The 12,129-nt window shown below is 63.8% G+C and carries 10 protein-coding genes; 6 read left to right on the top strand and 4 right to left on the bottom strand.

The genetic code is table 11. The features are described from left to right. The first annotated feature begins 35 nt into the window (after positions 1–35). Positions 36–1,145 (top strand): aldo/keto reductase, encoded by a 1,110-nt coding sequence (locus tag ASF58_RS18575; protein WP_055955882.1) that lies wholly within the window; start codon positions 36–38, stop codon positions 1,143–1,145. Positions 1,146–1,445: 300 nt separating this feature from the next. On the opposite strand, the gene cynS is transcribed toward ASF58_RS18575, so the two are convergent. From cynS to ASF58_RS18555, 4 genes are read right to left on the bottom strand one after another with little or no spacing between them, the layout of a single operon-like run. After that, on the bottom strand, positions 1,446–1,934 hold the full coding sequence (gene cynS, locus ASF58_RS18570) for a cyanase (RefSeq protein WP_055955879.1): 489 nt from the start codon (positions 1,932–1,934) through the stop codon (positions 1,446–1,448). A gap of 36 nt (positions 1,935–1,970) precedes the next feature. After that, on the bottom strand, positions 1,971–2,951 hold the full coding sequence (locus ASF58_RS18565) for an ABC transporter ATP-binding protein (RefSeq protein WP_055955877.1): 981 nt from the start codon (positions 2,949–2,951) through the stop codon (positions 1,971–1,973). A 5-nt stretch (positions 2,952–2,956) separates the two neighbouring features. Continuing rightward, complete coding sequence (ntrB, locus tag ASF58_RS18560) at positions 2,957–3,796, bottom strand: nitrate ABC transporter permease (RefSeq protein ID WP_055955875.1); 840 nt, start codon at positions 3,794–3,796, stop codon at positions 2,957–2,959. Positions 3,797–3,799: 3 nt separating this feature from the next. Next, the gene (locus tag ASF58_RS18555; RefSeq protein WP_055955872.1) at positions 3,800–5,161 is read right to left on the bottom strand and encodes a CmpA/NrtA family ABC transporter substrate-binding protein; all 1,362 of its coding nucleotides are present in this window, start codon (positions 5,159–5,161) and stop codon (positions 3,800–3,802) included. Positions 5,162–5,330: 169 nt separating this feature from the next. On the opposite strand from ASF58_RS18555, the gene ASF58_RS18550 reads away from it, so the two are divergent. The 5 genes from ASF58_RS18550 (at position 5,331) to ASF58_RS18530 (ending at position 11,194) form a co-directional block, all read left to right on the top strand. After that, positions 5,331–7,238: a sigma 54-interacting transcriptional regulator gene (locus tag ASF58_RS18550; RefSeq protein ID WP_055955869.1), complete on the top strand. Its 1,908-nt coding sequence runs from the start codon at positions 5,331–5,333 to the stop codon at positions 7,236–7,238. Positions 7,239–7,380: 142 nt separating this feature from the next. Then, positions 7,381–8,310, top strand: a complete 930-nt coding sequence (locus tag ASF58_RS18545; protein ID WP_055956523.1) for an aldo/keto reductase — start codon at positions 7,381–7,383, stop codon at positions 8,308–8,310. Beyond that, positions 8,300–9,034 carry an NAD(P)-binding domain-containing protein gene (locus ASF58_RS18540; RefSeq protein ID WP_055955866.1) on the top strand — a complete coding sequence of 245 codons (735 nt, stop codon included), beginning with the start codon at positions 8,300–8,302 and terminating at the stop codon, positions 9,032–9,034. The genes ASF58_RS18545 and ASF58_RS18540 overlap by 11 nt, the downstream gene beginning before the upstream one ends. 80 nt (positions 9,035–9,114) lie before the next feature. After that, positions 9,115–10,401 (top strand): MFS transporter, encoded by a 1,287-nt coding sequence (locus tag ASF58_RS18535; protein ID WP_156375804.1) that lies wholly within the window; start codon positions 9,115–9,117, stop codon positions 10,399–10,401. A gap of 319 nt (positions 10,402–10,720) precedes the next feature. Beyond that, the gene (locus ASF58_RS18530) at positions 10,721–11,194 is read left to right on the top strand and encodes a MucR family transcriptional regulator (RefSeq protein WP_055955862.1); all 474 of its coding nucleotides are present in this window, start codon (positions 10,721–10,723) and stop codon (positions 11,192–11,194) included. Positions 11,195–12,129: the final 935 nt, after the last annotated feature.

The following is a 12,129-nucleotide window of genomic DNA, read 5'->3' as shown; positions in this document are numbered from 1 at the left end:
TCCCGCCACACACCCGTTCACCCCGGAGAGCAGACATGGAACGCCGCAGCTTCCTACAGGGCGCCGCCGCCGGCGCCGGACTCGCCGCCACCAGCAGTGCCGGTGCAGCCGTGACCGCGCCTGGCCTGCCCAACACGCGACCGAAGGACCCGGCCGATTTGCCGGTGCTCACCGACCCCGGCGAACGCCGTGGCGAGATGCTCTACCGCCCCTTCGGTCGCCACGACGAGAAGATCTCGGCGATCGGGATGGGTGGCTTCCACCTTGGAAAGAACGCGGTCTCCGATGACGAGGCGACCCGCCTCATCCACGCCGGCGTCGATCGCGGCATCACGTTCATGGACAATTGTTGGGACTACAACGGCGGCCGATCGGAGCTGCGCATGGGAGTCGCCCTCTCGCAGGGCGGCTACCGCGACAAGGTCTTCCTGATGTCCAAGATGGATGGGCGCACGAAGCAGGAGGCGATGCGGCAGATCGACGAATCCCTCAAGCGCCTGCGCACCGACCGGATCGACCTCGTCCAGCACCATGAGATCCTTCGCTTCGACGACCCGGACCGGGTCTTCGCCGAGGGCGGCGCCATGGAGGCCTTCGTCGAGGCCAAGAAGGCCGGCAAGTTGCGCTACATCGGCTTCACCGGCCACAAGGATCCGCGCATCCACCTCCAGATGCTTGAAGTCGCCGAGGAGCGTGGGTTCCAGTTCGATTCCGTGCAGATGCCGCTCAACGTGATGGACGCGCATTTCCGCTCGTTCGGCCACCTCGTGCTGCCATACCTGGTCCAGCACGGCATTGCGGCGCTCGGCATGAAAACCTTCGGCGACGGCGTGATCCTGAAGAGTGACGCGCCGATCAAGCCGCTCGAGTACCTGCACTTCTCCCTGAACCTGCCGACCACCGTGGTGATCACCGGCATCGAGAGCCAGCGCGACCTCGACCAGGCCTTCGAGGCGGTGAAGACCTTCACGCCGATGGACAAGGCGAAGGTTGCCGAACTCCTCGAGCGCAGCAAGCCCTACGCGCTCCAGGGCAAGTACGAGCTGTTCAAGACCTCCGCCACCTTCGATGGCACCGCCAAGAACGCGGCTTGGCTCGGCGAGGATGTGGAGAGCGTCAAGAAGCTCGCGCCGACCATGGAGTGAGACCGGACGGCTCTCAGGCGCCCGTCCTGGTCGTTCCGGCGGGAGACCGTCGCGTCAAAATCCTGGACGTACCGAGCGTCATCCCGGGACCGCGACGCGGAGTCCGGTATGCAGAGACGCGCCAGCGGCGCAGGGCTTTCCACCGTCGGCGGTGCCGGAGGCCGGGCTCGCCTCCTGCGCCCGGGAATGGCCTGGTGCTTTCGATGATGATGTCACGAGGCGCCGCGAGGAATGCGGTCGCAACGCACAGCAACCCGGTGCAGCCGGCGAACATCATGACGATGCCCGCCGGCGGATGGATCAGCCTTCCTTGAAGCCGTAATCCGGCACGCCTTCCTCGTTGCCGTAGTATTTGTACGGCAGGAACTTGCCCGACATGTTCATCTTCACCCGGTCGCCCTTGTTGTTGGGCTCGCGCTCCATAGTCATGTTGAAGTCGATGGCCGACATGATGCCATCGCCGAACTCTTCCTGGATCAGCTCCTTCCAGGTGGTGCCGTAGACCATCACCAGCTCGTAGAAGCGGTAGATCAGCGGGTCCGTGGGCGGCATCTGCGCGATCGAGCCGCGGAAGGGCGCCTCGTTCAGCATGCGCTCCTCAGACTGAGAAAGGCCGAACAGGGCTGCAGCCTTGGCAGCCTGCGCCTTGGGAAGCTTCATCTGGCCCATGCAGGCGGCGGTGATCAAAATCGGCGAGATGCCGCCGATCTCGTCCTGGATATACTTCCAGGTCCAGCCTTTCTCGCGCTTGATGTCGAGGAGCTTCTCGGTGAGGTCTTCGCGCTTCATGGCTTGCGTCTCCGTGGTGGGTGGGAAAGGGAAAGATCAGGCGCGTCGCGCTGGCGCGGTGTCGGCGGCCGGAGCGGCGCCCTCGACCTCAGTGAGGCTCGGCCGGATCACTGGGGGATGACGCGGGTCGTAGCCGGCCGGCATCGCGTCCCGCAGCGTCTTCGAGCGGCTGACGAGAAAATCCATCAGGTGATTGCGCAGGGCGTAGTAGCCCGGGGCATGGTGCAGCTGAGTGCGGTCCCGGGACTTCGGGAGCGGATTCTCGACGATCTCCGCGACCTTGGCCTGCGGGCCGTTGGTCATCAGGACGATGCGGTCGGCGAGGTAGATCGCCTCGTCGACGTCGTGGGTGATCATGAAGACGGTCTGACCGGTCTCCACGCAGATCCGCCGAACCTCGTCCTGGAGCGTTCCGCGCGTCAGCGCATCGAGAGCGGAGAACGGCTCGTCCATCAGCAGGATCTTGGGCTCGATCGCGAGGGCGCGCGCGATGCCGACGCGCTGCTTCATGCCTCCGGAGAGCTCGGAGGGGCGCTTGTGCTCGGAGCCCGCGAGGCCCACCGTGGCGATCGCATCCTGCGCGCGTGCCGTGACCTCGGGCTTGGCCGCCTTCCGCCAGCGCGACGACACCGCGTAGGCGACGTTGCCCAGCACCGTACGCCAGGGTAGCAGCGCGTGGCCCTGGAAGATGACGGCCCGGTCGAGGCTGGTGCCATCGATGGCCTGCCCATCGACGATGACGACGCCCTCGCTGGGGGCCTCGAGCCCGGCCAGGATGTTGAGCACGGTGGTCTTGCCGCAGCCGGAATGGCCGATCATGCAGACGAACTCGCCCCGGCGCATGGGCAGCCACAGGTTCTCGAACACCGTGTTGCTCTTGCCCCCCGGCGCCGGATAGCGCCGGGCGATGCCCTCGATCGAGATGAACTTCTCCGAGGACGGCATGGTCTGGGACGACATGCGGGCCTCGTCGGCCTGGTCTGCGGAGGGGCTGTGGAAGGGGAGCAGCGTGACCATTGCGCTCACTCCGGAAACGTGACGAGGCGCTGCGCCCGGGCCAGCAGTTGGTCGAGGATCATGCCGACGAGGCCGATCACCAGGATCGAGGTGATCACGTTGGTGATCGAGAGGTTGTTCCACTCGTTCCAGACGAAGTAGCCGATGCCGGTGCCGCCCACGAGCATCTCGGCCGCCACGATGACGAGCCAGGCGATGCCGATCGAGATGCGCATCCCGGTGAGGATGGTGGGGGCGGCCGCCGGCAGGATCACCGTGACGGCCCGCCGGAACGGGCCGACCTCCAGGGTGCGGGCGACGTTGAGCCACTCGCGCCGGGTGCCGGCGACGCCGAAGGCGGTGTTGATCAGCATCGGCCAGAGCGAGCAGATGAAGATCACGAAGATCGCCGACAGGCCGGAATCCTTGATCGTGTAGAGGGCGAGCGGCATCCAGGCGAGTGGCGAGACAGGCTTCAGGAGCTGGATGAAGGGATCGAGCGCCCGGTTCATCAGGGGTGACATGCCGATGAGGAAGCCGATCGGGATCGCCACCAAGACGGCGAGGCCGTAGCCGAGCGCGACGCGGCCGACGGAGTAGGCGAGCTGGATACCCAGGCCCTTGTCGTTGGGGCCCCGGTCGTAGAACGGGTCTTTCAGGTGCTTCCACAGGGTGGCGCCGACGTCGAGCGGGCCCGGCATGGCCGACTTTCCAGTGGTGGCGCTCGCGCCCATCAGGGCGGCATATTCCGGATCCATCGCCTCGGTCTTGGCCGTGCCCCCGACCGCGATCTGCCAGGTGAGCAGGAACGCCAGGAGCAAAGCCAGCGAGACGAGGCCGGCGCGAAGGGAGAGGCTCGCGGCCATGGCTCAGCCTGCCCGCTTGATCTTGAAGGAGTCGAGGTATTCCTTCGGCTTGGCCGGATCGAAGGTCTTGCCCATGACCACGAAGGTCTTCGTGGTGGTCTCGGGCGGCGTGAGGCCGTTCTGCTTCATCAGCTTCGCGGCGTCGGTGGCGAGGTAAACCTTGGCCGCCACGGTCGCGTAGTCGACGTCGCCCTTGATCTGACCCCAGCGCTGCATCTGGGTCATGATCCAGACGGCGAAGGACTGCCAGGGGAAGGCATCGAAATCGACGCGGTCCGGCACCTTGCGCACGCTGCCGAGCCCGTCCGCGAAGGTGCCGGTGAGGACCTGTTCCACCACGGTGACCGGCTGGTTCAGGTAGTTGGCCGGCGCGATCTGGGCGGCGATCTCCTTCCGATTCTCCGCCTTCGACGCGTAGGTGGTGGCTTCGATGATCGCCCGCAGCAGGGCCGCGTAGGTGTTCGGTGTCTGGGTGACGAAGTCCTGCGACGCCGCGAAGGCGCAGCAGGGATGCCGATCCCAGATCTCCTTCGACAGGATGTGGATGAAGCCGACGCCGTCATAGACCGCGCGCTGGTTCACCGGATCGGGGGCGAGGAAGCCGTCGATGTTGTCGGCCCGCAGGTTCGCGACCATCTCGGGCGGCGGGACCGCGCGGATCTGAACGTCGGTGTCCGGGTCGATCCCGGCCTCGGCGAGGTAGTAGCGCAGCAGGTAGTTGTGCATCGAGTAGTCGAACGGCACCGCGAGCTTGAAGCCCTTCCAATCCTTCGGGTCGCGCCGATCCTTGTGCTTCATGGCCAGCGTGATCGCCTGACCGTTGACGTTCTCCACCGCCGGCATCGTGTAGGGCTGCGGGTTCGAGCCGACGCCGAGGGAGATCGCGATCGGCATCGGCGCCAGCATGTGGGCGGCGTCGTATTCGCGGTTGAGGGTCTTGTCACGGATCACCGCCCAACCGGCGGTCTTCACCACGTCGACGTTGAGGCCCTGCTTCTCGTAGAAGCCCATCGGCTTGGCCATGATGATCGGCGTGGCGCAGGTGATGGGGATGAACCCGATCTTCAGATCGGTCTTCTCCGGCTTGCCGCCTTCGGCGAAAGCTTCCGCGACGAAGCGGGTCGGCAGGAACTGGCTGACGGCGGCTAGGGCGGTGGCGGCGCCGACGCTGCGCAGGAAAGCGCGCCGCTCGGCATCGTGCGGAAAGAGCGCGCGCATCACCGTGCTCTCGACGACCCGCTCCATCGCAGCATCACCGCTGGGCAAGCCGGCATCATGCTCGGACTGCGAGGGGTGGGCGCCGCACGAACAGCCGCCCCGGTTCAAGCGACGGGACGCATCGAAGGGATTGTCGAACAGAGCCATGGCTGCCTCACCGCAAGCTGGTGCGGCCCTGTGAGCAATCGCCGTGCCAGGTAGAATTTCAGAAATTTATCAATGGATGCGAGCGCTTATACCATCTTGATGCTTTCACGTGATCTCGTGCTTTGCGAGATTTCGTGACGGTAGTAACGAGATCTCGTGCTACTGTCGCATGATGGCCCCCGATTCCGCTCTCCCTCCTGAACTCGGCCTCGCCTTCGAGGAAAGTCGCGAGCCGATGTTGATCCTGGATCCGCCCGCCGATCGGATCATCGACGCGAACCCCGCAGCAGCGGACCTGCTCGGCTACCCGCGTCCCACGCTCCGGGGGATGCCCGCCAGCACGCTGCATCCGGGGCAGCGCCCGGCCCTGATCGTGTTCACCCAAGCCGTGGACGCGAAAGGCCATTGGTGGACCCACGCGCTCTCGCCGCGGCACGGTTCCGGAAAGGCGCTCCGGCTCGAATACGCCGGCTCGCTGCTCAAGAGTGCGGCGCCCCTCATGCTGGTGACCTTGGCCGACCTCGACGCGCGCCGTCGGCGCCACGTCGACGCGCAGGCGGACGCTCACATGCGGGCCGGCCTCTCCGAGTGGCAGCGGATGGAGCGGATCTTCCGCGATATCGAGCGCGAGAATCAGCTCATCCTCCGCGCAGCGGGAGAGGGCATCTACGGGGTCAATGCCGAGGGGGTGACGACCTTCGTCAATCCGGCCGCGGAGCGGATGCTTGGTTGGCCCGCCGTCGAACTTGTCGGCCGAGACATGCACGCCACCGTCCACCACACCCATCCGGACGGAGCCCACTACCCCCACCGGGACTGCCCGATCTACGCCGCCTTCCGCGACGGCGCTGTTCATCAAGTCGACACAGAGGTGTTCTGGCGGCGTGACGGGCACGCGTTCCCCGTGGAATACACATCGACTCCGATCCGTGACCGGGGCCAGCTTCTCGGCGCCGTGATCGTCTTCCGCGATGTCGGTCCCCGGCGGGAAGCCGACGAGCGACTGCGTCAGGCGCTCGCCGAGGTCGATGTGTTGCGCGAGCGCCTGGAGCTCGAGAACGCCTATCTCAAGGAGGAAATTCGCATCGAGAGCCATCACCAGGGCATCATCGGGCGCTCGCCGGCCATCGAGGCCACCCTTCGCCAGATCGACGTGGTGGCCGGCACCGACGCCACCGTTCTCGTCACCGGTGAATCCGGCACCGGCAAGGAACTCATCGCCCGGGCGATCCACGAGGCCAGTCGGCGGTGCGACCGCCCCCTGATCCGGGTGAACTGCGCCGCCGTCCCCCGCGAGCTGTTCGAGAGCGAGTTCTTCGGCCACGCCAAGGGCGCCTTCACCGGCGCTGTTCGCGACCGCGTCGGGCGCTTCGAACTCGCCGACGGCGGCACGCTGTTTCTCGATGAGGTCGGCGAGATCCCCCTCGACCTGCAGGGTAAATTGCTGCGGGTGCTGCAGGAGCGCTCCTTCGAGCGGGTGGGCGAGGAGCGCACCCGCGCGGTCGATGTCCGGCTGATCGCGGCCACCAACCGCGACCTGCGGGACGAGGTGCGCCGCGGCCGCTTCCGTGAGGACCTGTATTTCCGCCTCAACGTTTTCCCGATCGCTGCGAGTCCCTTGCGTGAGCGACCGGAAGATATTGCGTTGATCGCCCAGCATTTCCTGAGGGGCGCGGCGCGAAGGCTCAACATCGCCGAGCCTCGGCTTACGGAAGGAGACGTACGCCGCCTCAGCCGCTACCCGTGGCCCGGAAACGTTCGAGAACTGGAGAATGTGATCGAACGCGGCGCGATCCTCGCGGTGCGCGGGCGGCTCCATCTCGATTTGCCAGAGATTGATCCGCCGCCGCAAGGCCTAGATGTGATCGCCATGGCCTCTCCGATCCTGAACCCGCTGACAGAGCCCGAACGCCGCGCTCGCGATCGGGCCGAAATCGAGGGGGCCCTGGGCTTGGCCGGCGGCAAGGTCTTCGGACGGGGTGGCGCAGCCGAGCTGCTTGGCCTGCGCCCGACCACCCTGGCCTCGCGGATGAAAGCCCTGAATATCGATGGACGAGCCTTCCGCGTGAGACGCTGAGACCGCCGCTCCGGGGGGACGGATACGTCTTCACGCGCGTCCTGCTGCCTTCGGCACGATCCGTGCGCCAGAGGATATGTCGAAGTCCGGTGCCCGGCCCTAGATGATGCAGACGCTCGTCTTCGCTGGAGTTCGTGTCCTGATGCATCCCTCTCGACGCACCCTCGTCGCCGGCGCAGGCCTTCTGCCCCTGTCTGCGGTTTTGCTAAAGAACAGGGCGATGGCTGGCACTGAGCGATCCTCCAAATTACTTCACCGAGCGATTCCCTCTTCAGGCGAAAGCCTGCCGGTGATCGGGATCGGTACGTCGCGTCGGTACGAAGTCGAGCCGACGCCAGAGAAGATCGCGCCGTTGCGCGAGGCGGTGCAGAGGTTCGTTTCGCTCGGCGGAACGGTCATCGATACCGCGCCGAGCTACGGCACCGCAGAGGACGTACTCGGACTGATCCTGAGCCAGGATGGCCTGCGCGAGAAGGTGTTTCTGTGCAGCAAGGTTGGGACACAGGGCCGTGAGGCAGCTGTTGCGGAGATCGCACGATCCTTCCAGCGCCTGAAAACGTCGGTGATCGACCTCGTCGCGGTCCACAACATCATCGATCCGGATACAAACCTTGCGACCCTTCGCGATCTGAAGACACAGGGGAAGATCCGTTACCTCGGTGCAACGGTTTGGCGCGATAGTCAGCTCGCGGATCTCGAAGCCCTGATGACCCGCGAGACCCTGGATTTCATTCAGGTGAATTACGCTCTCGACGATCGCGGCGCTGCCGAGCGCATCTTACCCTTGGCGAAGGAGCGCGGTGTAGCCGTGATGGTCAACGTTCCGTTCGGACGCGACCGCTTGTTCAAGGCTGTGCAGGGGCGCGCACTTCCGCCCTGGGCCGCCGAGTTCGACTGCGCGAGCTGGCCGCAATTCTTCCTGAAATACGTCCTCGCGCATGAGGCTGTGACCTGCCCAATTCCCGGTATGGCCAAGGCCACCTATGTCGAGGACAACCTCGGTGCCGCGCAGGGCCGTCTACCCGATGCCGCGCAACGCACTCGCATGGAGGCCCTCGTCGATGCACTCTAAGTTCGTGACACGCCGCTTGATTCTTGCGCTCGCCGCGGGCGCGACCTTGGCCGTGGCCCTTGGCGGCCCTGGTTGGGCGCAGACGGCCTCTGCGCCGGCGCGCATTGGTATCATCGGCGCCGGCAACATCGGCGGCACCCTTGGCGGTCTCTGGGCCAAGGCCGGCCATGCAGTGATGCTGTCGTCCCGGCATCCGGAAGAGTTGAAGAACCTCGTCGAGGGCCTTGGACCTAACGCCCGCGCTGGGACGCCGGCAGAGGCAATTGCTTTCGGCGACGTCATACTCATTGCCGTCCCCTACAAAGCGTATCCTCAGATTGCCCAGGACCATGGCGCGGCCCTGAAGAACAAGATTGTGATCGACGCCGGCAACGCCACTCAGGCCCGCGACGGCGAGGTTTACGGCGAGGTCCAGGCACGCGGCATCGCCGCAGTCTCCGCCAAGTATTTGGACAAAGCGCTAATCGTCCGCGCCTTCAACGCAGCCAACTACAAGGTGTTCGCCAAAAATGCTCACCGCGAGGGGGCGCAGATGGCGATCCCCCTCGCAGGCGACGATCCGCAAGCCGTAACGGCAGTGTCGAAGCTCGTTACCGATGCGGGCTTCGATCCTGTGGTGGTTGGATCACTTCAGAAGGCCGACAGCTTCGCCATGGGGTCTGCCGGCTTCGGTCTCGAACTCACCGCTCCCGACATGCGCGCGCGCCTCGGTGTTACCCCTTGAGCGATGATACCTCCACCAGTGCCTCGCACGAAGCGCCGGCGGGGCAGCGTGCCTCTGATTGGCTTCGACGCCTCGTCGATGTGCGGCCAGGCGAGGGACCAGCTCTTGCCTGGTCGTGGGCCTACATTTTTTCGATCCTGGCGGCTTATTACGTCCTCCGGCCAATCCGTGACCAGATGGGCGTGGCAGGCGGCATCGAGAACCTGCCCTGGCTCTTCACGGGCACCCTGGCGGGAATGCTGGCCCTCAACGTGCCATTTGCTTGGCTGGTGAAGACTCTTCCACGAGCGCGGTTCGTGCCGCTCACCTACCGATTCTTTGCAGCGAACATTCTCGTGTTCGCCGCCGCTTTGTACATCGCGGGTCCGGAGGGGAATATATGGATTGGTCGTGCTTTCTTCATTTGGTTGTCGATCTTTAACTTATTCGTCGTCTCGGTTTTTTGGGCCACCATCGTTGATGTCTTCTCAGCGGAACAAGGAAAGCGGCTTTTCGCGTTCATTGCCGCCGGAGCGACGCTCGGTGCCATCACGGGCTCGGCCACGACTGCCATCCTCGCCCGCGACGCGCCGACCTGGGCCCTGCTACTCGGCGCCGCAGTTCTTCTTGAAGTCGCGGTCTTCAGCATGCGCGGGCTCGCCCAAATGTCGGGCCAACTCCGCCAGGCACCCCACACCGGCGATGCACCGGCCGCCGGGGCCATCGGCGGCAGCGCTTTCGCGGGCATCACGCGAACGCTTCGCTCGCCCTACCTTCTGAATATCAGTCTTTTCCTGTTGCTGTTCTCGATCACCTCGACATTCCTGTATTTCGAGCAAGCCGGTATTGCCAAGCGTAGCTTTTCCGATCGGGGATCTCAGACAGCCTTTTTCGCCAGCGTGGATTTGTTGGTGAATATCCTCACGCTCGGCGTGCAATTTTTCCTGACGGGACGGATCGTGCGCCGGATTGGCTTAGGACCGACCCTGGCCCTCTTGCCCGCAGCCAGCATCCTCGGTTTCGCTGCTTTGGCCGTATCGCCGACGATTGCGGCGATTGCGGTTTTCCAAGTCCTGCGACGTGCCGGAAATTTCGCCATTGCCCGGCCAATCCGCGAAGTACTCTTTACCGTGGTGCCGCGCGAGGATCGGTACAAAGCGAAGAACTTCATCGACACGGTGGTATATCGGGTCGGCGACCAGTTGGGGGCCTGGTCATTCGCCGGGATCGCCGCTCTCGGGTTCGGATCGACCGCTGTCGCCGTAACGGCAGTCCCTCTGTCGGTAGCATGGCTTCTGAACGGCCTGTGGCTTGGGCGTCGTCAGCTAGAGCGTCAGATGCATCAGGATAGGATCGCGCAGAACCAGGATCTGACTGACCGGGTATAGGCCCTCAAGCACCGGATCTCAGGGCGCGTGAGCGTGATGCGATGACTTGAGATTCTTCGGGGTCCGTCATCCGATCAGGCCGCGCGGACAACGCTCGGTCTATCCGACGCGACCCGATGGTTGTGCCGGCGGAAACGCCTGAGCACAGAAGCAATAAACGCGAGTACCCTCCCAGCTCGAGAGTCCCTGTTGTGGACATCTCTTATCTGTGATGCGCATGTCAGGCATGTTCATCAGCGAATTTGGCTTCGACCGCTTGATAAATGTCTACAAATGGGCGATCTGCGGCCTTGGGGGCACAGGGAAAAGAAAACTACGCATGTCCGAAAGCACTGAAATTCAAACGACCGACTTCGTCGATCTCGCCGCGGACATCGTCGCGGCGTATGTGTCGAACAACCCAGTCCGCACCGCCGATCTACCAGATCTGATCCGCAACGTGCACGCAGCACTCAACGGCCTTGTCGCCGGTACCGCTCAGGTCGCGGAAGAGGTCGCTCCGGAAAAGCCGTCGCCTGCCCAAATCCGCAAGTCTGTGATGCCTGACGGCATCGTCAGCTTCCTCGACGGCAAGAGCTACAAGACACTGAAGCGTCACCTCAGCAGCCATGGCCTCGATCCACACAGCTACCGGCAGCGGTACGGCCTCCCAGCGGATTACCCGATGGTTGCCCCGTCTTACGCAGCCATGCGTTCGGAACTCGCGAAGTCCATCGGTTTGGGTCAGGTTGCCAACCGTAATGAGGACGATGAGGTGCCGCCGAAGACCAAGGGTCGCAAGCAGGCAGCTTAAAGTACCGCTTCGCGACTGATCGAGGTCTCGCCTTCTCAAATGGGCGCGGGACCTCGATAGCCAGCGCATATGCCCGCTGGCAAGGCTTTAGCAGCAGCTCTAAAGTCAACGTTGATCTCGATTAGTCGCCCTGAGAGCTGCGCTTTGATGTATTCCATTTCCCGCAGCGAAGATCACAATGTCGCCGGGTCCGACGTCACGCATGGCGCGGAAGTCCCAGCGCCGATGGAAGAGCCTTGGATCAGCAAAGAGACGTTAGGCGTTCCAGTAGCGATCGTCGCGAAAGCCAAAATAGTTATTACGACGGGGACAATCTACCCATTCGTCAGCAGGGACGTTCTCGCGTGCCTTGAAAAAAACGGCCATGTTTGTTTCCGCAAGGCTCCTTTGACATCGAGGTTGCTATCCACCGGCCAGGGATGCGGGTTGGCCCGGGAGCGTCAGGCGGTCACCTGTATAATTCAAGATGCCGCCTGCAATGCGAAATATGCCAAAGTTCTGGTCTTCGTAATTTTTGATATATCTATAACTGCCCGAAGGACTGAACGAGATACTCTGTGTGACGGTCCCGCGTAGGCCTAGGATATGGTCTATACGTTCTGGTCAGGGTTAGCCAGCGACGCGAATCCAGTCGTTGGTGTGTAGCCTAGACTTGCATGCGCTGCGCTCGAACCCCGTACGACTGTGACTGAAGCATGTAGACCGTCCGGTGCAAGCACTAAGAGTTCTGGCGTATCACCAATTTCACAGTGATCGAAGATGTTCGGGTATCGACCATCGGCTCGTAAGATACTGCTGTTATCTGCGCGCCCGTCTCTTTGCTCCTATCGGGTATGTCCGATCAGCGTCAGTGTACCGTTGGGCGTGACGTCGAGCCCGTAGACCTCGGTACCGACGGCATATCGTTCGCAGTCTCATGCCGCCCCAAAGTGGCA

The sequence above is a fragment of the Methylobacterium sp. Leaf125 genome, assembly GCF_001423085.1.
Taxonomy (GTDB): Bacteria; Pseudomonadota; Alphaproteobacteria; order Rhizobiales; family Beijerinckiaceae; genus Methylobacterium.
Note: the sequence above shows the minus strand (reverse complement) of the source record. Positions and strands in the feature narration are given on the sequence as shown.

Coding starts and splice junctions, on each gene's coding strand:
- ASF58_RS18575 (WP_055955882.1), top strand. CDS start 36: ATGGAACGCCGCAGCTTCCTACAGGGCGCCGCCGCCGGCGCCGGACTC.
- cynS (WP_055955879.1), bottom strand. CDS start 1,934: ATGAAGCGCGAAGACCTCACCGAGAAGCTCCTCGACATCAAGCGCGAG.
- ASF58_RS18565 (WP_055955877.1), bottom strand. CDS start 2,951: ATGGTCACGCTGCTCCCCTTCCACAGCCCCTCCGCAGACCAGGCCGAC.
- ntrB (WP_055955875.1), bottom strand. CDS start 3,796: ATGGCCGCGAGCCTCTCCCTTCGCGCCGGCCTCGTCTCGCTGGCTTTG.
- ASF58_RS18555 (WP_055955872.1), bottom strand. CDS start 5,161: ATGGCTCTGTTCGACAATCCCTTCGATGCGTCCCGTCGCTTGAACCGG.
- ASF58_RS18550 (WP_055955869.1), top strand. CDS start 5,331: ATGATGGCCCCCGATTCCGCTCTCCCTCCTGAACTCGGCCTCGCCTTC.
- ASF58_RS18545 (WP_055956523.1), top strand. CDS start 7,381: ATGCATCCCTCTCGACGCACCCTCGTCGCCGGCGCAGGCCTTCTGCCC.
- ASF58_RS18540 (WP_055955866.1), top strand. CDS start 8,300: ATGCACTCTAAGTTCGTGACACGCCGCTTGATTCTTGCGCTCGCCGCG.
- ASF58_RS18530 (WP_055955862.1), top strand. CDS start 10,721: ATGTCCGAAAGCACTGAAATTCAAACGACCGACTTCGTCGATCTCGCC.